Annotated in this window: 14 protein-coding genes; 1 reads left to right on the forward strand and 13 read right to left on the reverse strand. The window is 73.9% G+C overall.

The window, feature by feature from the left end; genetic code table 11:
- Positions 1-3: 3 nt before the first annotated feature.
- The 4 genes from J3R08_RS25890 to prmC all read right to left on the reverse strand — a co-directional run bounded on the left by J3R08_RS25890 (position 4) and on the right by prmC (position 4,371).
- Entirely contained in the window at positions 4-2,112 is a 2,109-nt protein-coding gene (locus J3R08_RS25890; RefSeq protein WP_113974610.1) for a transglycosylase domain-containing protein, read from the reverse strand.
- A 112-nt stretch (positions 2,113-2,224) separates the two neighbouring features.
- Positions 2,225-2,836, reverse strand: coding sequence for a phosphotyrosine protein phosphatase (locus J3R08_RS25895; RefSeq protein ID WP_043328639.1), 612 nt, complete (start codon positions 2,834-2,836; stop codon positions 2,225-2,227).
- Positions 2,837-3,481 carry an L-threonylcarbamoyladenylate synthase gene (locus J3R08_RS25900; RefSeq protein ID WP_043330966.1) on the reverse strand — a complete coding sequence of 215 codons (645 nt, stop codon included), beginning with the start codon at positions 3,479-3,481 and terminating at the stop codon, positions 2,837-2,839.
- Complete coding sequence (prmC, locus tag J3R08_RS25905) at positions 3,481-4,371, reverse strand: peptide chain release factor N(5)-glutamine methyltransferase (RefSeq protein WP_043328636.1); 891 nt, start codon at positions 4,369-4,371, stop codon at positions 3,481-3,483. The genes J3R08_RS25900 and prmC overlap by 1 nt, the downstream gene beginning before the upstream one ends.
- Positions 4,372-4,501: 130 nt before the next feature.
- Between prmC and J3R08_RS25910 the strand changes: the two genes are divergently transcribed.
- Positions 4,502-6,055: a diguanylate cyclase gene (locus J3R08_RS25910; RefSeq protein ID WP_064447839.1), complete on the forward strand. Its 1,554-nt coding sequence runs from the start codon at positions 4,502-4,504 to the stop codon at positions 6,053-6,055.
- Between the two features lie 66 nt (positions 6,056-6,121).
- Here the strand turns inward: J3R08_RS25910 and prfA are convergent, their stop codons facing one another.
- The 9 genes from prfA to thrC all read right to left on the reverse strand — a co-directional run bounded on the left by prfA (position 6,122) and on the right by thrC (position 21,627).
- Positions 6,122-7,210, reverse strand: coding sequence for a peptide chain release factor 1 (prfA, locus tag J3R08_RS25915; protein WP_043328634.1), 1,089 nt, complete (start codon positions 7,208-7,210; stop codon positions 6,122-6,124).
- Between the two features lie 88 nt (positions 7,211-7,298).
- Positions 7,299-7,523 (reverse strand): 50S ribosomal protein L31, encoded by a 225-nt coding sequence (gene rpmE / locus J3R08_RS25920; RefSeq protein ID WP_030504744.1) that lies wholly within the window; start codon positions 7,521-7,523, stop codon positions 7,299-7,301.
- 353 nt (positions 7,524-7,876) lie between these two features.
- Positions 7,877-11,329, reverse strand: coding sequence for a phosphodiester glycosidase family protein (locus tag J3R08_RS25925; RefSeq protein WP_209963051.1), 3,453 nt, complete (start codon positions 11,327-11,329; stop codon positions 7,877-7,879).
- A 144-nt stretch (positions 11,330-11,473) separates the two neighbouring features.
- A complete protein-coding gene (gene rho, locus J3R08_RS25930) occupies positions 11,474-13,546 on the reverse strand; it encodes a transcription termination factor Rho (RefSeq protein WP_209963053.1) in 2,073 nt (690 codons plus the stop codon).
- A 338-nt stretch (positions 13,547-13,884) separates the two neighbouring features.
- Positions 13,885-14,787 carry a homoserine kinase gene (thrB, locus tag J3R08_RS25935; protein WP_043328630.1) on the reverse strand — a complete coding sequence of 301 codons (903 nt, stop codon included), beginning with the start codon at positions 14,785-14,787 and terminating at the stop codon, positions 13,885-13,887.
- Positions 14,788-14,851: 64 nt separating this feature from the next.
- Positions 14,852-16,096, reverse strand: a complete 1,245-nt coding sequence (locus tag J3R08_RS25940) for an MFS transporter (protein ID WP_209963055.1) — start codon at positions 16,094-16,096, stop codon at positions 14,852-14,854.
- Positions 16,097-16,105: 9 nt separating this feature from the next.
- Positions 16,106-16,924, reverse strand: coding sequence for a polysaccharide deacetylase family protein (locus J3R08_RS25945; RefSeq protein ID WP_043328627.1), 819 nt, complete (start codon positions 16,922-16,924; stop codon positions 16,106-16,108).
- Between the two features lie 115 nt (positions 16,925-17,039).
- Positions 17,040-20,288, reverse strand: coding sequence for an efflux RND transporter permease subunit (locus tag J3R08_RS25950; RefSeq protein ID WP_209963057.1), 3,249 nt, complete (start codon positions 20,286-20,288; stop codon positions 17,040-17,042).
- A gap of 289 nt (positions 20,289-20,577) precedes the next feature.
- A complete protein-coding gene (gene thrC / locus J3R08_RS25955) occupies positions 20,578-21,627 on the reverse strand; it encodes a threonine synthase (RefSeq protein ID WP_043328624.1) in 1,050 nt (349 codons plus the stop codon).
- Positions 21,628-21,665: the final 38 nt, after the last annotated feature.

Here is a 21,665-nt window from a genome sequence, read left to right on the forward strand (position 1 = left end):
CCCTCAGTTGCCGGTGCGCGGGCTGGTGTGCTGGAAGGCGACCGCCTGGCCCGGCGGGACGAAGTCGCGTACCGGCTCGTCGCGCAACGCCCACGCGAGGATGCGGCCCACCGCGGCGATCTGCCGCTTCTGCACGCCGCCGCCGACCGCGTCCCGGGGGTCGTCCGGGTTCGCCGCGATCGTCGCCACCGAGAGCTGCGGCGTGAACGCGACGACCGTCTCCGTGGCGTTCCGCTCCGAGCTGCCGGTCTTGCCGGCCACCGGGCGGCGCAGGCCCGGAGCCAGCTCCTCGGCCGTGCCGCCGTCGCAACGCCGGTACATCGACTGGTCGCCGACCGGGCAGCGGCTGGCGTCGGCCGCCGCGCGGGCGACCTCGGTGTCGAGCACCTGCCGGCAGTCGGTGTTCCCGGCGGGGATCTTCCGGCCGGACGGGTCGGCGATCGAGGTGACCGGCGTGGGCCGGCACCAGGTGCCCTCGGCGGCCACCGCGGCGTACGCGCCGGCCAGGTCGAGCGGCGTGGTGGCGGAGACGCCGAGCGTGAACGGGCCCCAGCTCTTCGCGCCGTCGTGGGCCATCTTCGCGTCGGCCGGAGCGCGGAACACGATGCCCAGCCGCTGGGCCATCTCGACCACCCGGTCCGCGCCGACCCGCTCGGTGAGCCAGGCGAAGTACGTGTTCACCGACCGGCCGAACGCGTCCCACATGTCCCGGTCGCCGTCCATCCAGTAGGTGTTGGCGTTCGCCGGGCACCACCGGCCGCCGCAGCTCGCCGGGCCGGCGCCGACCGGGTACTGCGTGACGTAGACGCGCGGCGCGTCGAACACCGTGTCCAGCGGCAGCCCGGACTCCAACGCGGCCAGCAGGGCGAACAGCTTGAACGTCGAGCCCGCCTGGTAGCCGGTGATGCCGCCACCGCCGGCCACCAGCTGGTTGACCGTGTTCGGGTAGTTCTGCTGACCGTCCGGGTTCGCGGCCACGCCGTACGTGCGGTTCACCGCCATCGCCAGCACCCGCCCGGTGCCCGGTTGCACCACGGCGGTCGGCGCGGCGCGCGCGATCGTCTCCGGGTAGATCTCCCGCACCTGCTCGCTCGCCTTGGCCTGCACGTCCGGGTCGAGCGAGGACACGATCGACCAGCCACCGCGGCGCAGCGTGCGCTGCCGCTCGTCCACCGTCTCGCCGAACGCCGGCTGGGCGTTCCACCACTGGGTGAACCAGTCGCAGAAGAAGCCCCAGTCGTTGTGGTCGGCGGGCACCGCGGCGCAGTCGTTCGGGGTGGTGTTGGGCGCCAGCGCCAGCTCCGCCGCCTTCGCCGCCTCGGCGTCGGCCGCGCTCGCACGGCCGGTCTCCACCATCCGGTCCAGCACGTACGCCCGCCGTTGCCGCGCCGAGTCGGCGTCGCCATTGATCGGGTCGTCCGCCGGGGACCGGACCAGCCCGGCGAGCAGCGCGGCCTGGGCCAGCGTGAGCCGGTCCGGTGTGGTGGAGAAGTAGCGCTTGCTGGCGGCGGCGATGCCGTACGCCCCGGCGCCGAAGTACGCGATGTTCAGGTAGCGCCCGAGGATCTCGTCCTTGCCGATCTGCCGTTCCAGCGTCAGCGCGTACCGCATCTCGCGGATCTTGCGCCCGACGGTGATCTCGGTGGCGGCGGCGCGCTGCTCCTCGGTCAGCCGTGGGTCCCCGGCCAGCGCGTTGCGCACGTACTGCATGGTCAGCGTGGAGGCGCCCTGGCGGGTGCCCTCGCGGCGGTTGGCGGTGAACGCCCGCGCGACGCCGCGCACGTCGACGCCGTGGTGCTCGTAGAAGCGCACGTCCTCGGCGGCCACGATGGCGTCGCGCATCACCGGCGCCACCTCGGCGACCGGCACGTCCACCCGGTCCTCGACGTAGAACGAGGTGATGAGCGTCCGCCCGTCGTTGGCGTACAGGTTGGACCGCTGTGCCGGCTGCGGCGTCTTGAGCGCTTCCGGCAGCGCGGTGTACGGCATCAGGTTCTTCAGGCCCAGCCCGAAGACCAGCGCGGCCGGCAGCGCCGCGACGGCCAGGACCAGCCCGGCGAGCACGCCGGCGAGCACAACGGTGAACAGTTTGTCGAGATAGGCCCGGTTCATCAGCTCTCCCCGCAGGAGCCGGCCGTACGGACCAGTTCAGAATGACCCGAATGTTCGCTTTAGCCGACACCTTCCGAGAAAGGCGCAGAAAGTTCGCGAGGAAGGATGAATCTCAGGGCAACAGCGCGGCAGCCAGCGGCTGCACCGTCTCCTCGATCTCGTCCGCGACCCGGCTGAAGCACTGGTCGCCCCGGCCCCACGGATCGTCCAGATCGTCGGTGGGCAGCGCGGAGGCGTTCTGCCGGGCCGCGTCGACAGCCGCCACGAGCGCGACGCCGCGCGCGTACACGGCGTCCGGCGTGGGCTCGGCCGGCGGCAGCGCGGCGCGGTCCAGCCCGCCGAGCAGACGGCCGAACTCACCCAGCACGAACGTGCGCGCGGCGGCGTCCGGCCGCAGCGCCACCACGTACTCCTGCTGGTCGGCGGTTGCGGTGAGCACCAGGTCGGCGGCGTCGATCAGGTCCGAGCGCAGCCGCCGGGCGGCGAACCCCTCGGTGTCACCGCCGCGCGAGAGCACCTGGCGGGCCGCGGGCGGGTTCATCTCCTCGCCCGCGTGCCAGCCGCCGGTGCCGGCGCTGTGGCTGTGCACGAGCGCGTCCGAACCGGCCGGGTCGACGCCGAGGCGGGCCAGCCGCTCCCGGACCGCGAGCAGCAGCAGCCGCTCGGCCATCGGCGACCGGCAGATGTTGCCCATGCAGACGTGCAGGACGGTGAAGGGCGGCACTCAGATCCCCCGCTCGTCGAGGATGCCTGGCACGACCTCCCGCAGCTTCGCCAGCGTCACCGCGCCCTCACGCAGCACCCGCGGCACCTCGCCGGTCAGGTCGACGATCGTGCTCGGTACCGGGTCCACCGCCGGCCCGGCCTCCAGGTAGGCCCGCACGCCGTAGCCGAGCTGGTCGCGCGCCTCCTCGGCGGTGAGCGCGGCCGGCTGGCCGACCTTGTTGGCCGACGCGACGGCCATCGGCCCGGTCTCCCGCAGCACCTCCAGCGCCACCGGGTGCAGCGGCATCCGCACCGCCACCGTCCCGCTGGTGTCGCCCAGGTCCCAGGCCAGGCTCGGCGAGTGCTCCACGACGATGGTCAGCGCGCCCGGCCAGAACGCCTCGACCAGGTCGCGGGCCGCGCCGGGCAGCGAGAACACCAGGCCGTCGAGCGTGTGCCGGGAGCCGATGAGCACCGGGGGCGCCTGCCGGGCGCCGCCCTTGGTGTCCGCCAGGGCCTTCACCGCGTACGGCGTGAACGCGTCCGCCCCGATGCCGTAGACCGTGTCGGTCGGCAGGACGACGAGTTCCCCGTTCTTGACCGCCTCGATGGCAGCGGCGATGCCGCGGTCCCGGTCGGCGGGCGACCGACAGTCGTAGAGCATCACGAGGAGTCAGTCTGCCACGCCCGGGCGGTCTCGGCGTGGGTGCCGTCCGCCCGCCGGGACGCGCTCGCCCAACGGGGCCGCCCGGCCAGGTCCCGGTGCTCCTCGACGCGGTCGTAGCGGCCGTCGCCGCGCAGCAGCGCGGGCACCGCCGCCGCGTGCGTGTCGTCGTGCTCGATCCCGATCGCGCCGCCCGGGCGCAGCAGCTCGGCGGCCCGGCGCACCACCGGGCGGATCACGTCCAGCCCGTCCGCGCCGCCGAACACCGCCTCGTCCGGGTCGTGCCCGGCCACCTCCGGCGGCACCGCCACCGATCTCGGCACGTACGGGGGGTTGCACAGCAGCACGTCGACCCGCCCGGCCAGGCCGGCCAGCAGCTCCGGACCGGTCACGTCGGCGGCCACCACCTCGACCGGCCGGTCCCCGGCGGCAGCCCGGTCGGCCGCGTTGCGCCGCAGCCAGGCCAGCGCGGCCGGGGACCGTTCCACAGCCACCACCCGGGCCGCGGGCACCTCCTGCGCCACCGCCAGGGCGATCGCGCCGGAGCCGCTGCACAGGTCGACCACGAGCGGCGCGGCGTGCTCCCGGGCCCGCTCGATCCCCCACCCGGCCAGCAGCTCGGTCTCCGGCCGCGGCACGAACACGCCCGGCCCGACCGCCAGCTCCAGGTGCCGGAAACCGGCCGAGCCGAGCAGGTGCTGCAGCGGCTCCCGGGTCACCCGCCGCCCGACCAGGGCGTCCAGGCGGTCACGCTGCGCCGGGGTGAAGCCGTCGGCCAGCGCCAGCCGGCCGCGTGGCACGTCCAGGACGTACGCGGCCAGCTGCTCGGCCTCGGCGCGGGGCGCCTCGACGCCCGCCGCGGCGAGCGCGCGCGCCACCCGGTTGATCACCAGCGAGGCGCGTTCGCGTTCTGTCCCTTCGGACGGGTGTTGCGGGAGTGCGGTCACGCAATAATCATGAGGCGTCGCGGCTCACCTCACGAGCGGGTGCGTCCGGGCGCACACCGCAGGGAGGTCGCGAGTGGGCTGGCTCGACCAGGTCGAGGACCAGGTTGACGCTCTCCGACGCGCACGGTCACTGCAGGAGGCCAGCCGGTCCGCGGAGGCGTGCGTCCTGCTCGACCGCGTCATCCGCACCACCGGCGACCCGTACGCCCGCGCCGACGCGCTCGTGCAGCGCCTGTCCGCGCTGATCAACCTCGGCCGGACCGCCGAGTTCACCCGGGCCGTCGAGGACGCCTCCGCCGCGGTACGCGACCTCGCCGAGCCCTACCTGCACGGGCACCTCAACGCGCTCGCCGCGCTCGCCGCCCACCACCAGGGCGCGCTGGACCGGTGCGTGATGCACCTGGTCCGGGCCGCCCGCGCGCTGGGCGCCGACGACACGCCGGACCGGGACACCGCGTGGGGCTGGCACGACCTCGCGATGGCGTACTCGTACCTGAGCTTCCACGGCCACGCGCTGGGCGCGATCGAGCGGGCCCGCGAGGTGGGGCTCAGCGCCGGCATCCCGGAGGAGACGTTCGCCGCGCCGGGGATCCGGCTGCGCAACGCGGTGGCGCTGGACCACAACGGCGACAGTGACGGCTGCCTGCGGGTGCTGCGCGACGTCGCCGGTGACCTGGCCCGCTTCCTACGCGGCGGGCGGGCCGGCAACCTGCGCCCCAGCAGCCTCGCCGCGTACGGCTACGCGGCCGCCCGGCGGGCCGCGCTCGGCGACCGGGTGGAGTCCGCCGGGGACGCCGACCCGAAACGGCTGCTCGGCCACGGCGGCGACAGCGCCCGCGCCCGCGACCTGCGCCAGCTCGGTCAGGTCTGCCTGGCCGTCGCCGCCAACCGCCCGATCGAGGCGGTCACCCGGCTGGACGCGCTCCAGGTCTCCGACGAGACGCTCGGCGCGGCCGAGGCACCCCGGCTGCGCAGCGTCGCGCTGGCCCGGGCCGGCGACCACGCGGGCGCGCACCGGGCCGACCGGCACGCGTTCCGGCTGGCCGCGCGGCGCAGCGACCGGCTGCGGGACGTCTACATCGACGGCATCGCCGCCCGGATCGACCACGAGGAGATGCGCCGCGAGGCGGCCCGGTACGAGGGCGAGGCGCTCACCGACCCGCTCACCGGCCTGCCCAACCGGCGCCGGCTGGAGCGCTACCTGGGCGCCGTGGTGTCCCGGGGCGAGCGCGTGGTGATCGGGGTCTGCGACCTCGACGGGTTCAAGGCGGTGAACACCCGCCACGGCCACCACTCCGGCGACCTGGTGCTGCAACGGGTCGCCGGGGTGATCAACCGGGTGATGCGGCGGGGCGACTTCGTGGCCCGCTACGGCGGCGACGAGTTCGTCGTGGTGCTGCCCGACACCGTCATGCCGGAGGCGGTCGAGGTGGCCCGGCGGATCGAGGCCGCCGTCCGCACCGAGGACTGGGAGTCCCTGGTCCCGGGCACGCCGGTCGGGGTGACGATCGGTTTCGCCGAGGTCGACGGCAGCACCACTGTCAGCGTCCGGGAGGCGCTCGGCACCGCGTTCGAGCTGGCCGACCGGGAGATGCTGCGCGCCAAGGCGCGACCACGCGCGAGCTGAGCGGTAAGGAAGGGCCCCCTGTTAACGCCTCCGGTAGAGGAAGGGCCCCCTGTTAACACCCAGCGGTCAGCGGCGGGACAGCTCCGTCTCGCCGGCCAGGCGGGCCGCGCGGTCCGCCTCGGCCAGCGCGTCGAGCACCCCGTCCAGCTCGCCGGCCAGCGCCAGGTCCAGGTTGTACGCGGTGTAGCCGATGCGGTGGTCGGTGATCCGGTTCTGCGGGAAGTTGTAGGTGCGGATCCGCTCGGACCGGTCCACGGTGCGGACCTGCGCCTTGCGGGCGTCCGACGCCGCCGCGTCGGCCTGCTCCTGGGCCGCGGCGAGCAGGCGGGCCCGCAGGATGCGCATGGCCTGCTCGCGGTTCTGCAGCTGCGACTTCTCGTTCTGGCAGGACACCACGATGCCGGTCGGCACGTGGGTGATCCGTACCGCCGAGTCGGTGGTGTTCACCGACTGCCCGCCGGGGCCGGACGAGCGGAACACGTCGATGCGCAGCTCGTTCGGGTCGATGGTGACGTCGACGTCCTCCGCCTCGGGCAGCACCAGCACGCCGGCGGCGCTGGTGTGGATCCGGCCCTGCGACTCGGTCACCGGGACGCGCTGCACCCGGTGCACGCCGCCCTCCCACTTGAGCCGGGACCAGACCCCGTTGCCGCCCTCCGGCACGCCCTTGCTCTTGATCGCCAGCGACACGTCCTTGACGCCGCCGAGGTCGGAGTCCTGGGCGTCGATCACCTCGGTGACCCAGCCGTGCCGCTCGGCGTACCTGGTGTACATCCGCAGCAGGTCCCCCGCGAACAGCGCCGACTCCTCGCCGCCCTCACCGGCCTTGATCTCGACGATCACGTCCTTGGCGTCGTGCGGGTCGCGCGGGATGAGCAGTTCCGCGAGCCGTTCCTCGAGCGCCGGCAGGGAGCTGGCGATGGCCTCCGCCTCGGTGGCGAACGTCGGGTCCTCGGCGGCCAGCTCGCGCGCGGCGGCCAGGTCGGCGCGGGCCTGCTCCAGCTCGCCGGCCGCCTTGTGCAGCGGGACCAGTTCGGCGTACCGGCGGCCGACCCGCCGGGCGGTGCCCTGGTCGGCGTGGATGGCCGGGTCGGCCAGCCGCCGCTCCAGCTCGGCGTACTCGTCGAGGAGGGCGGCCAGGCGCTCACTGCTCATGCTGCGGATGCTCCTTGGGGTGAAAACCGGCACAAACGGACGAACGCCCGTGCCCGGCAGGAGCCGGACACGGGCGTCGTCGACGGAGCTACTTGGCCTTCTTGCCCTGAACCTTGGCGTACTTCTGCTGGAACTTCGCGACCCGACCGGCGGTGTCCAGCACGCGCTGCTTACCGGTGTAGAACGGGTGGCAGGCGCTGCAGGTCTCGACGCTGATGGCGCCGCCCTTGGCGGTGCTGCGGGTCGTGAAGGTGTTGCCGCAGGAGCAGCGGACCTCGGTGGTCACGTACTCCGGGTGGATGTTGGGCTTCATGTCGCCTCGGTCCTTTCGTCGGTGGTCGCCGGGTCGCCGTCGATGCTCCCCGTCGTCCGCGACGGGCTCGGGCGTGAACCGGAACCGGTGGCCGATTGACCAGTCTGCCACGGGCGTCTTCCACCCGGCACAGGAGGTCCGCCACCCGCAACGCCCGCCCACACTCCCGCATTCCCACCCCCACGCCCCCCACCCTGCTGATCATGAACTTGGCGGCAATTCCTGTCGCTTTTGTCCAGGTCAACTTCATGATCAACGGAGCGGAGCGGGGGAGCGAGGCGGGGGCGGGGGCGGGGGCCGGGGGCGGGGAGGGCGGGGCTCCTCCCCCAGGATGAGGAGCCCCGGCCTCCGGGTCAGGCGGCGGGGGCGCGGACCGCGGCGGCCGTGGTGACAGTCGTCTCGGCCTTCACGCCGTTGACGGTCACCGCCAGCAGCACCTGCGCCCCCGGGCGCAGCGCGGTCAGCCGGCCGGTGGCCGGGTCGAACCGGGCCACGTGCCACGGCCGTACGCCCGTCGCGCCGCCGATGTGCAGGTTCGGCGAACCGGACCAGTCGGCGCTGACCGGCGCCGCCACCGGCACCTGCCGGCCGCTGGGCTGGGTGAGCGTGGCCGTGACGTCCACCGGCGAACCCTGGCGCACCTGCGCGGGCGCGGTCAGCGCGAGCCGGTCGACGTGCGCGTGCATCTCCGCGCTCACCCACGTCGGGCCCTCGGCGAGCGGGTCACGGCGGGCCCGCTCGGCCTCCCCCGGCGTCACCGGGTCCACCCCGAACTCGGTCCAGCCGGTGAACCCGCCGAGCGCGGCCGGGGTCGACGGGTCCTTGCCCGAGTTGCCGTTGATCACGTACGGCACGCCGTCCACCCGGTCGGCGTGGAACGTGCCGACGTGCCCGTTGACCATCAGCGCGCCCTTGCCGGTGCGGTGCTGGAAGTCGGCCAGCCACTGCTCGACCAGCGCCGCCTCCTTACGGTCGCCGAGCTGGCTGGCCTTGGCCGGGCTCGGGTCGCGCGGCGGGTGGTGGAACAGCACCGCCACCGAGCCCACCGAGCGGTCGCCAGCGGCCTGGTCGAGCGTCCGGCGCAGCAGCTCCACCTGGTCGAACCCGCCGCCGCGCAGCGAGCCGGTGGCCGTGCTGAGTGTGAGGAACCGGGTGCCCCGGTGGTCGAAGACGCGCGAGGTGTCCCCGAAGACGCTGCGGAAGTTGTCGATCGGCGCGCCCATGATCTCGTGGTTGCCCGGCACGTAGTGATACGGCACCTCGCCGCCCAGCTCCTCGTCCAGGATGCGCTTGGCCAGCGCGAAGTCGGCCGGGTAGGCGGTGTCCACGAAGTCGCCGTTGATGATCAGGAAGTCCGGCCGGGCGGCGCGGACCTCGCGCAGCGTACGGCGGGCCTGGGCGACCAGGTCGCTGTCCGGGTTCGCGGCGACGAACTGGGCGTCGGAGAGCACCGCGAAGCGCCAGGGCGCCTCGTCCACTGTGCCGTCGCGCAGCACCACCCGGTCGGTGCGGTTCGGCTCCGGCGGCGCCTGCACGTCCGGCGGTACCCGGGCCACCAGGTCGTCGATCACGACCTCGCTGCGGTACTGCTTGGCCGGGTCGGTCTCGGCCACGTAGAACCGGCGCACCCGCACCGGGTACTGCACGCCCGGCGGTACGGCGAACTCGACGTACTTCCAACCGGTCCAGTCCAGGTACGGGCCGCGCAGCACGAACTGGGTGTCCTGCGCGTCGTGCAGGTGCAGGCTGGGCCACTCGCCGGTGCCGTTGGCCTTGATCCACATGCCGAACGCCTGCGGCTGGCCCGGTACGTCGATCCACGCGGGCGGGTCGGCGTACGCGGCCCGGGTGCCGGTGGACTGGCTGAAGTCGTACGACATCCGCAGCCCGCTCCCGGTGTGCCCCTCCGCCGGTGCGACCGACCCGGAGGCGCGGGCCTGGCTGAACTTCCAGGACGCCGCGTCGTCGAACCCGGCCACCGGCACGTCGGTGAGCCCGACGGTCACCGGCAGGACCGTGCTGTGGTTGCCCACCCGTGCGGTGACCAGCGCCGAGCCGGTCGCGGCGAGCGCTTTGACGGACAGGTTGCCGTCGGCGGTGGGGGTGACGGAGAGCAGGTCCCTGTCGTACTCCAGCTTCAGGTCGGCCGGCTCGATCGGCGCGGTGTTGCCCTCGGCGTCGTAGCCGACCACGCCGAACAGGCCGCTGTCACCGGCGCGGTCCAGGCCGACCCGGTCGACGGTGCCGTCGATCCGCTGCAGCGGGCCGAGCACCGTCAGCTCGATGGTGCCGCGGGCCCGGCCGCGGGCGGCGGTGACGGTGCTGCGGCCGGGGACGGCGGCCCGGAACACGCCGTCGCCGTCGACCCGTCCGTGGGTGGCGTGCCAGCGCGGCTCGCCGGCGGCCGGGCCGTACGTCTCGTCGTATCCGGCGGCGGTGAGCCGGCGGGTGAGGCCGGGGAAGACCCGGTCCGGCCGGCCGCCGCGCACCGGTGCGACGCCCGGCGCGGCGGTCGGGTCGCTGGCGGTCTCCAGCCAGTAGCCGGTGAGCCGGCCGCTGCCCTTCGGGGCGTAGACGGCGAGCCCGTTCGGTACCGGCCGCTCGCTGCCGTCGGACGGGCTGTTCTCCACCTGGACCGTGGCCGCGCCCGGCTCCCGGGCGAGCAGCGTGGAGGAGCCGCCGCCGTCGAGGTTGAGCGCGTTCGCGGCGCCCAGCTCGGCCATCATGCGGCCCATTTCGGTTTGCGTGACGCCACGGCTGTCCACCTGCCGGCCGTCCACCGTCATCATGATCATCTTGCGTCCGTCGGCGGAGAAACCGACAGCTGTGCGCGGGGCCAGCGACGCGTCGGCGATGTCCTGCACCACGCCGTCGCGGACCAGCACGTTGCCGCCGCCCACGGCGGCGCGCAGGTCACCGCCGTCGGAGGCCCGCGGCCGCCAGGTCACGTCCACCGCGTCGCCGGGCCGCAGCGCGGCGAGCGCGTCGGCACCGGCCTCGCGGCCCAGCAGCACGGTGCTGCCGGCCGGGATCGGCCCCTCGCCCGCCGTGGTGGCCACGCTCGCCACCCGGCCGCCGGTCAGCGTCACCTCGACCGTCCGGGCCGCGCCCTCCACGGCCCGCTTGCGGGTGTACGAGCCCCAGAGCGGCGTGAACACGCCCACGCCGTCGCGCTGCACCATGTTGTTGAACTGGGTCAGCGGCACCGGCCCGGTGGGCAGCGTCGCGGCGCCCTCGAAGCCGACCTCGACCACCCGGCCGACGCCCTGCGCGCTGATGCCCACCGCGTTGGGGTGCCCGGCGATCGGCGACTGCACCAGCTCGCCGGAGCGGATGCCGACGCCCTGGGCGGCGCCGGAGTTGTTGATGTCGAAGAAGTCTCCGTTGACCGCCGCGACCGCGCGGGACCGGTCCACCGCGGCGCGCAGCGGCTCGTCCCTGGTCACCTCGCCGGAGTTCACGTAGTCCACCGTCAGCCCGCCGCCCAGGTCGGCGGTGAGCGCGTCGGCGCGCAGCCAGCCGGCCGCGTCGTACCTGTCGAAGGAGGTCAGGCTCAGGCCGGGCGCGACCGGCCGGGTGCTCTTGGCGGTCTCCAGGCCGCCGGCCGGCTCCACACCGGCGAGCGCGACGGCGGGGTCGGGGCGGGACGAGGCGCGTGGCGCGTCCTCGGCGGCGGTGGCGGCCGGCGGCGCGACGGGCGACGGCCCGGCGGCCGTCGCGGCGGACGGCGTCGGCGCGGTGATGGTCAGCAACGGCGTCAGCAGCAGGACGCCGGCGAGGCGGGCGGGTCGACTGCGGGTTCGCATGGACGACAGTCAACCCGACGATGAACAGAAGTTTCAATACCTAGCGACTGAACCGTAGGAAAACTTCACCATCGGCGGTGCCCGGTACGCGACGAGGGGCACGGCCGCGTACGGCCGTGCCCCTCGTTCGTCGGATCCGTCAGCTCACTCGCCCGGAGTGGACTTCGCGATCTGCATCAGGAACTCGATGTTGGTGCGGGACTGCTTGAGCCGGTCCAGCAGGAGGTCGAGCGCCGCCTGCGAGTCCAGCGAGTGCAGCACCTTGCGGAGCTTGTGGATGATCGCCAGCTCCTCCGGCGCGAGCAGGACCTCCTCCTTGCGGGTGCCGGAGGGGTTGATGTCGATCGCCGGGAAGACACGCTTGTCGGCGATCTTCCGGTCCAGCTTCAGCTCGGCGTTACCCGTGCCCTTGAACTCCTCGAAGATGACCGTGTCCGCCATGGACCCGGTCTCCACCAGCGCGGTGGCGAGAATGGTCAGCGAGCCACCGTTCTCGATGTTGCGCGCCGCGCCGAGGAAGCGCTTGGGCGGGTAGAGCGCGGTGGAGTCGATACCACCCGACATGATCCGGCCGCTGGCCGGCGCCGCCAGGTTGTACGACCGGCCGAGCCGGGTCACCGAGTCGAGCAGCACGACCACGTCGTGCCCCAGCTCGACCAGGCGCTTGGCCCGCTCGATCGCCAGCTCCGCCACCGTGGTGTGGTCCTGCGGCGGACGGTCGAACGTGGCCGCGATGACCTCGCCCTTCACCGAGCGCTGCATGTCGGTGACCTCTTCGGGCCGCTCGTCGACCAGCACCACCATCAGGTGGCACTCCGGGTTGTTGCGGGTGATCGCGTTCGCGATCGCCTGCAGCACCATCGTCTTGCCGGCCTTCGGCGGCGACACGATGAGCGCCCGCTGGCCCTTGCCGATCGGCATGACCAGGTCGATCACCCGGGTGGTGAGGATGTGCGGCTCGGTCTCCAGCCGCAGGCGCTCCTGCGGGTAGAGCGGGGTGAGCTTGTAGAACTCCGGCCGGCGCTTCGCCTCGTCCGGCTCCATCCCGTTGATGGTGTCCAGCCGGACCAGCGGGTTGTACTTGTCGCGCCGCTGCTCGCCGTCCCGCGCGGCCCGCACGGCGCCGGTGATCGCGTCACCGCGGCGCAGGCCGTACTTCTTGATCTGGGACATCGAGACGTACACGTCGTTCGGGCCGGCCAGGTAGCCGGTGGTCCGGACGAAGGCGTAGTTGTCGAGCACGTCGATGATGCCGGCGACCGGGACGAGCACGTCGTCCTCGCCGACCTGCGGCTCGCGGCCGCCACCGCTGTCGCCCTCGCCCCGCTCGCCGCGGCCGCGACGACGGTCCCGGAACCGGCTGCGCCGGCCCCGCCGGCCGCCGCCCTCGCCGTCGTCGTCGCCGTCGTTGTCCCGCTCGGCGCGCTGACCACGGTCGTTGCGGTCACCCCGGTCGTTCCGGTCACCCCGGTCGTTCCGGTCGTTCCGGTCGCCCCGGTCGTTCCGGTCGTTGCGGTCGCCCCGGTCGTTGCGCTCGGCGCGCTCGCCCCGGTCGGCACGCTCGTTACGGTCGCCCCGCTCGGCCCGGTCACCCCGGTCGTTGCGGTCGCCGCGCTCGGCCCGGTCGCCACGCTCGGCCCGGTCGCCGCCACGCTCGGCACGCTCGCCGCCGCGCTCACGGCCCCGGCCCTCGTTGCGCTCACCGCGCTCGGCACGGTCGGTCCGCTCGCCGGTCTCGGCGGGCGCCTCCTCGGCGCGCGGCGTCTCGGCCGGCCGCGCCTCGGTCGCCGGCGTCTCGGCCGGGCGGGCCTCGGTGGTCGCGGCCGCAGTCCGGCTGCGGCGACCACGGGTACGGCCCTCGGTCGCCTCGGCGGCGGGCGCCTGCTCGGCGGGGCGCGCCTCGGCCCGCTCCTCACGGACCTCCGCGTGCACCTCCTCACGGGCGGGAGCAGCAGCCGCGGCCGCTACCTCGGCGCGCGGTCGAGGGGTTCCGGCGGCGGCGCCGCCCTGCTGCCGCTCGGTGATGGCACTGATCAGCTCGCCCTTGCGCATGCGGGCCGTACCAGAGATGCCGAGCGACGCGGCCAGGCTCTGGAGCTCCGGCAGCAGCATGGCCGACAGGCCGGTGCCGCTCCGGCGGCGGCGCGTGGGGGCGGCGGTGGTGGCATCGCCAGCGACGTTGGAAACATCCGACGTCACGTCGGTGGTGTCGCTCAATGGATTCCTTCCCTCGATAGGCCGGAGCTGCCCGGAGTCGTGGAGCCAGGTGGCCGGGCGGCCTCGGTGCACCCGCCTCGCATGGACGCGTCGCGGGAGTCTGTGACACAGCAGCCGGTGGTTTCCCGACTCACCACCATCGGTGAGCAGGTCTCGCCGCCTGCGGCGACCTGTGGAAACTGCGGTGCGGCGTGGGCCTTGGGCAGGGGTGACGGGCTGACCGCCGAGAGCTTCGGGGGTGCGCCGAACCGCAGGAAGATCGCATGCTTCGCGGCTGTGCTAGGTCTAGAGCGTAATCAACTCTTCCGACCTGCGGCAACAGGGCCCCGCTCGGCGTGTCAAAGTCTACCCCGGATGACCCGGGCACCGCTGACATCTATCGGCAACTCCCACCGGCGCCAATCTGTTCCCGGCTCAAATCCCACCGGGACCTGGGAAAGCGCCAGCACCGTCGGCCCCGCCCCACTGACCACAGCCGCCACACCAGCCGCACGCAACGCGCCGACGAGCGCCGCGGTGGCGGGCATCCCGGGCGCCCGCTGCTCCTGGTGCAGCCGGTCGACGGTGGCCGGCAGCAGCAGCGCCGGATCGGTGGTCAGCGCGTGCACCAGCAGGGCCGCCCGGCCTGCGTTGAGCGCCGCGTCGGCGTGCGGCACGGTGGCCGGCAGGGCGGCCCGGGCCACCGAGGTCAGGCCCCGCTCGGCGGGTACGAAGACGGTCGGGCGCACGGCCGGCGCCACCGGCAGCGATACCGCCCGCGCGCCGCCCGGCTCCGTCCAGGCGATCGTGAAGCCCCCGAGCAGGCAGGGCGCGACATTGTCCGGATGCCCCTCCAACTCGGCGGCCAACCGCAGCGCGGCGTCGTCGTCCATCCGCTGCTCGCCGTCTGCAACCAGGGCGCGGGCCGCCAGCACCCCGGCCACGATCGCGGCCGAGGACGAGCCGAGCCCACGCGCCTGGGGAATGCGGTTCTCGCACTCCAGCGCCAGGCCGGCCGGCTGCGCGCCGAGCACGTCGAAGGTGGCCCGCATGGCGGTCACGATCAGGTGCCGCTCGTCCGCCGGCAGCTCACCGGCACCCTCGCCGGTGACCGCCACTCGCACGCCGCCGCCGGTCACCTCGGCCGTGACGTCGTCGTGGCGGCCCAGCGCCAGGCCGAGCGCGTCGAAGCCGGGGCCCAGGTTGGCGCTGGTCGCGGGCACCCGGACCCGGACCGGGCCGGGGAGGAAGGTCGTCGGCACCGGCTCATGCTAGGACGTCACCCCGACAGCCCGGCCGGACCGCCCGGAGCGTGGGACCGGCGTGTCAGCCGGTGCGCTCCGGGGTCGGCGCGTCGACCGGGTCGGTGAGCGAGAGCCGCCGGGTGGCGAACCGCCAGCCGAGCGCGTAGACGACGGTGGCCAGGCCGCAACCGACCAGCACGGTGCGCTCGTCCACCCGGTCCACCACGAGCGCCACGACCAGCTGGCTCACCGCGATGGCGAGCGTGGCCAGCATCATGTCGGTGGCGAAGACCCGGCCGCGCAGCCGGTCCGGCACCTCGCCCTGCAACGCGTAGTTGGACAGCACCCAGTTGCTGCCGCCGCCCAGGTGGGCCAGGAAGACCAGGACCAGCACCAGCGGGAACCAGGACACCACCGACGCGCCCAGATAGGCCAGGCCGTACAGTGACATGGACAGCGCCAGACCGGTGAGCAGCCAGGCCCGGTTGCTGAGCACCCGGCGCATCAGGATCGGACCGACCAGGGCCCCGGCGCCCCGGGCGGCGAAGAGCAGGCCCGCGCCGACCGGGCCGACGCCGTACACGCCGGCGAGCAGCGGGAAGACGGTCAGCACGCCGTTGCCGAGGCCGACCGCCGACTTCACGGTGACCAGCGCGAGCACGCGCGGACGCTGGACGATGTAGCGCAGCGCCTCCCGGATCGCCGCCCACGTGCGCGGCACGGCCGCCGCCGGGTCGCGCGGCGCCTGCAGGGGCCGGCGGATCAGCGCGGCCTGGCCGAACGCGGCGAGCAGGCCCGCGGCGGCCACCCAGAAGCTGGCGTACGGGCCGTACACGGCGCTCAGGATGCCGCCGAGTGAAGCGCCGACCACTGTCATGGTGCCCCAGGCCGAGCCGGCGACCGCGTTCGCCGCCGCCAGGTCCGCCGGGTCGACCACGTTGGGCAGCGCGGCCTGGGCGGCCGGCGAGTAGAAGGCCTTCGCCACCGCCACCAGCGCGATCGCCGCCAGCGCCAGCCAGGCCGTGCCGGCGCCGCGCACACCGAGCAGCAGCAGGACACCGGCCAGGGCCGCGATGTTCGCCGCCATCATCACCTTGCGGCGGTCGAACCGGTCGGCCACGGTCCCGGCGTACGGCAGCAGCAACGCGGTGGTGCCGGTGTCCACGGCCAGCACCAGCGCGCCCCACACCCCGCTGCCGGTCAGCTCCGGCAGCAGCACCAGCAGCGGCACCATGACGAACCAGTCCGCGCCGAACACGACCAGCTCGGCGATGAACAGATGGCGGAAGTCGCGGTTGCGGACGAGGACGGAGAGGGTGGGCGACACGCGGGCACCCTATCGGGCCGCTCCCCCACCGGCAGCTCGGCGCAGCAGGTCGGAGACCGTGACGAAGGTGTATCCCCGGGCCCGCAACCCGTCGATCATGTCGGGCAGGCCGCGGAGCGCGACCAGCCGCCGGTCGTCGCCCACGTCGTGCCCGAGCACGATCGTGCCGGGGCGCACGTCGGCCACGATCCGCCGGGCGTGCCCGGCCGGGTCGTGCGGGAACTCGCTCTCGACCATCTGCAGCGTCCACAGCACCAGCCGGTAGTCCAGCCGGGCCGAGGCGTACAGCACCGCGCCGCCCAGATGTCCCCAGGGCGGGCGGAGCAGTCGCGGGGACGATCCGGTGGCCGCGGTGATCGCATCGTGGCTGCGGCGCAGGTCGTCGTAGACCGTCGCGGCGTCCATCCGGGCCAGGTCGCGGTGCGCCCAGCTGTGGTTGCCGACCTCGTGGCCGTCCATCCGGTCCCGGACCAGCGGGGCGTGCCGGCGCGCCCGCTCACCGACCAGGAAGAAGGTGGCCGGCACCCGGTGTTCGGCCAGCGTGTCCAGCACCATCGGGGTCCACTGTGGGCGGGGGCCGTCGTCGAAGGTGAGCGCCACCAGGGGTTCGTCGGTGCGTACGCCCCAGACGACCTGGACCCCGCCGCGACCGACGTCCTGGTGGCGGTTGCCGAGCGTGGCGCTGGCCGGGCCGCCCGCCAGCGGGAGGCGGCGGTCGGCCACCCAGGTGCTCTCCACGGTGGCGGCGGAGCCGAGCGCGGCGCCGCCCAACAGCAGCGCGGACCGGCGCAGCACGGTACGTCGATTCCACCGGCCCGCGACCCCCATCGCGCCCCCGCACCGAAAGTAGGCATCAGCTCACCGAGCGTACCGCCGGATGCGCTTCTGGTGTGTCCCGTGCGCCGAGGTGTCGGGAGGGGCCGCGCGGGCCCCTCCCGACCCGTCACTCGGTGGGGGGAAGCGGGGAACGGCGGCTCTTGGGCAGGCGGAGCACCTCGAACTGGTCCGTACCGTCGATCAGCGCGCCCGACGGGCGGGCCGGTGGCGGCGCGACCCGAGCCCGCTCCTCGACGCGCTCCTCGCCGCCGCCGCCGACCGGCACCGGCACCGGATCGGCCGCCGGCTCCGGCTCGACCGGCGCCGCCGCGCCCCGGCGCCGGGCCCGGAACGAGCCCTTGGTGTGCTCCACCATCGTGTAGAGCGTCGGCACCAGCACCAGCGTCAACAACGTCGAGCTGAGCAGGCCGCCGATCACCACGATCGCCAGCGGCTTGGAGATGAAGCCGCCCTCACCGGTCAGGCCGAGCGCCATCGGCAGCAACGCGAAGATCGTCGCGACGGCTGTCATCAGGATCGGCCGCAGCCGGCGCCGGCCGCCCTCCACCACGGCCTCGGTCACGTCCATGCCCTGCGCCCGGTACTGGTTGATCAGATCCAGCAGCACGATCGCGTTCGTCACCACGATGCCGACGAGCATGAGCACGCCGATCAGCGCCGGCACGCCCAGCGGCGTCCCGGTGACCAGCAGCAGCCCGATCGCCCCGGTCGCCGCGAACGGCACCGAGATCAGCAGGATCAGCGCCTGGGTGAGGCTGCGGAACGTGGCCACCATGATCAGGAAGACGATCGCGATGGCGGCCAGCACCGCGAGCCCGAGGTCCGCGAACGCGTCCGCCTGGTCGGCGCTGACGCCGCCGATCTCGTACGTGGCGCCCGGCACGTCCAGCGCGTCCAGCCGCTTCTGCAGCTCCTGCGTGGTGGCGCCGAGGTTCGAGCCGGTCGCCGTGCCGGTGACCGAGACGCTGCGCTCGCCGTCGATCCGGGTCACCTGCTGCGGGCCCTCGACCTGGTTGACGTCCGCGATCGCATCCAGCGGCACCGCGCCGACCGGCAGCGCCCGCAGCTCCGCCACGGTCAGCGGCGGCCGGGCACCGCTGCTCAGGACCACGGTCTGAGCCGTGCCGTCGAGCGTGACCTGGCCCAGCGGCGCACCCCGGTACACCTGCGCGACGAGCTGCCCGACGGCCGCCTCGGTGAGCCCGGCGCGGGCCGCGGCGACCCGGTCCACAGTCACCTCGACGCGGGGCACCCGCGTGGCCAGGCTGCTGGTGACGTCCTCCACGCCCGGCGTGTCGGCCATCGCGGCACGTACCGCCTCGGCCGCCCGGGTCAGCGTCTCCTGGTCGGCGGCCTGCACCACCACCTCGACCTGGTTGGCCGAGGCGTTCTGCCCGCCGCCGAACGTCAGCTCGCCCACCTCCGGGCCGAGCGCGTCGAACTCCTTGCGCAGGCCCTGGCGTACCGTCGCGGCGTCGGTGTCGTCGGAGAGCGACAGCGACCAGGTGGCCCGGTCGCTGCCGCCGCCGGCGAACGGGTTGTCGCCACCACCGGCGCTGACCTGGTAGGTCTCCACCCCGGGGGTACGCCGCAGCACCTCCTCGATCCGCGCGGCGGCCCGGTCGGTGCCGGCGAGCGAGGTGCCGGCCGGCATCTCCTGCCGGATGGCGAGCGTGTCCTGGCCCGAGTCGTCCAGGAAGTTCGTCTCCAGCTTCTGTGCCAGCCCGAACGTGCCCAGGAGCACCAGCAGGCCCAGGCCGACGGTCGCCCACCGGGTCTTCCGGGAGCGGGTGGCGAAGTCGATCACCGGCAGGTACGCCCGCTGCAGCGGGTTGCGCAGCTCCTTCTCCTCGGCCTCCCGCCGGGCCGCGGCGTCGTCGGCGCCGCCGCGCGGCCGCAGGAACCAGTACGCCAGCACCGGGATGACAGTGAGCGACACCAGCAGCGAGGCGAGCAGCGCCACCGTCACGGTGATCGCGAACGGGGCGAAGAGCTGCCCGACGAAGCCGCCCACCAGGGCGATCGGCGCGAACACGGCGACAGTGGTGAGCGTGGACGCGGTCACCGCGCCGGCCACCTCGCGGACCGCGGTGAGAATCGCGTCCCGCTTCGGCTCGCCGTACTCCAGGTGCCGTTTGATGTTCTCCAGCACCACGATGGAGTCGTCCACCACCCGGCCCACCGCGATGGTCAGCGCGCCCAGGGTGAGCAGGTTGAGCGAGTAGTCGCCGGACCAGAGCACGATCAGCGCGACCAGCACCGACAGCGGGATGGACACCGCGGTGACCACCGTGGAACGCACCGACAGCAGGAACACCAGGATCACCACGACCGCCATGACCAGGCCCAGCAGGCCCTCGGTGGTCAGGCTCTCGATGGACTTCTCGACGAACGGTGCCTGGTCGAAGACCACTGTCAGCTCGGCGCCCGCGGCGTCACCCAGCTCGTCCAGCCGGTCCCGGATCTCGTGCGAGATCTCCACCGCGTTGCCGTCCGGAGCGGCCGTCACCGCGATTCCCAGGCTGGGCTTGCCGTTGGTACGGGTCAACGAGGTCGCCGGGGCGAGCTGCTGCTCCACCGCTGCGACGTCGCCGAGGCGTACCGGGGCGGCGGGCGCCGTGGTGAGCACGATGCCGCGCAGGTCGTCGAGCGTACGGATCGGCGTGCCCACCTGCACCGGCAGCGACCGGTCGCCGTCGGCGAGCGCGCCCGCCGGCACCGCCACACCGTTGCTCTTGAGCGCCGACGCGATGGCGGTCGGCGCCACCCGGGCGGCGGCGAGCTTCGCCGGGTCCGGCGTGATCGTCACGATCTGGTCCCGGGCGCCGGTGACGTCCACCGACCGGACGCCGTCCAGCGCCTCCAGCTCCGGCACGACGGCGGTACGCAGCTTCTCGGCCAGCGCCCGCTCGTCGCCGTCACCGGTCGCGGCGACCACCACGGCGGGCAGGTCGTCGGTGCTGCCGGCGATCACCTGCGGGTCGACGCCCTCGGGCAACTGGGCGTCGATCCGGTTGAGCGCGGTCTCCATCTTGTTGACCACGTCGTCCAGGTCGGTGCCGAACTCGTACTGCACCTGGACCGTGGCCGAGCCCTCGCGCGAGGTCGAGGTGACCGTGTCCAGGCCCGGGATGCCCTTGAGGCTATTCTCGATCGGCTCGGCGACCTGGGCTTCGACGATCTCCGGCGCGGCACCCGGGTACGTCGCCACGATGAACGCGGCGGGAAACTCCAGCGACGGCAGGAGCTGCTGCTTCAGCGACGGCACGGCGAACAGCCCGAACGCCGTCGTCACCAACGCGACGAGGGCGATCAGGCCCCGGTTGGCGAGACTGAATCTGGCGAGCAGCGACATCGGCGTTACTCACTCCTGAAGAGGGGGTTTGCGGGGCCCTGAGTCTGCCGCACGGCCCGACACTCCCGGCATCCGCCCCAGCCGATGACATTGCCGTGCTTGAGGGTCGCCCGCACCCGCCTTGATCGACTCCACTTCGCCGAGGTGGTTGCAACCCGCCCACCCTGATCCCGCCACGTCCCCGAGCTGGTGTCGATCAAGAGCGGGGATACCGCCACCTCCCCGAACTGGCATGGGTCGAGCGCGGAGGGCGCCGGCCGGTCCGGGAACACCGCGGGAGACGGAGGGATCAGACCAGGTCGAGGGAGCGCGCGGCGGCCAGCGCGTCGTTGGCGATCGTCACCGGCGCGGGCGCGGTCGAGATGGCCCACTCCGGGTCCTTCAGACCGTGCCCGGTGACCGTGCAGACCACCCGCGACCCGGCCGGCACCTTGCCGGCGGCGGCCTGCTGGAGCAGACCGGCGACGCTGGCCGCGCTGCCCAGCTCCACGAAGACGCCCACCTCGCGGGCCAGCAGCCGGTACGCCGACAGGATCTCCCGGTCGGTGACGGCGGAGATCAGGCCGCCGGAGGCGTCCCGCGCGTCGAGGGCCTTGGTCCAGCTCGCCGGGTTGCCGATCCGGATGGCGGTGGCGATCGTGGACGGCTCCGGCACCACCTGGCCGGTGACGATGGGGGCCGCGCCGGCGGCCTGGAAGCCGTACATCCGGGGGGCCTTCGTGGCGTTGCCGTCGCGCAGGTCCTCGGAGTAGCCCATCCAGTACGCGGTGATGTTGCCGGCGTTGCCGACCGGCAGGCAGTGGATGTCGGGCGCGTCGCCGAGCGCCTCGACGATCTCGAAGGCGGCGGTCTTCTGGCCGTGCAGCCGGTCGATGTTGACGGAGTTGACCAGCGCGACCGGGTAGTCCTGGGCGAGCTTGCCGGCCAGCCCGAGGCAGTCGTCGAAGTTGCCCTGCACCTGGAGCAGCTTCGCGCCGTGCACGAGCGCCTGGGCCAGCTTGCCCAGCGCGATCTTGCCCTGCGGCACCAGCACCGCGCAGGTGATCCCGGCGCGGGCCGCGTACGCGGCGGCGGAAGCGCTGGTGTTGCCGGTGGACGCGCAGATGATCGCCTTGTCACCGGCCTCGACGGCCTTGGAGACGGCGACCGTCATGCCCCGGTCCTTGAACGAGCCGGTCGGGTTGGCCCCTTCGACCTTGAGCCAGACGTCCGCGCCGACCCGGGCGGAGAGCACCGGTGCCGGCAGCAGCGGCGTGTTGCCCTCGTGCAGGGTGACGACGGGAGTCGCGTCGGTGACCGGCAGCCGGTCCCGGTACGCCTCGATCAGTCCCCGCCACATGTCGCGCTCCTCGCCTCTGTCGCCCCGCTCCGGGGCCT

Origin of the sequence: Micromonospora sp. HB375, from assembly GCF_017872985.1 — a bacterium.
Lineage (GTDB): Bacteria > Actinomycetota > Actinomycetes > Mycobacteriales > Micromonosporaceae > Micromonospora > Micromonospora chalcea.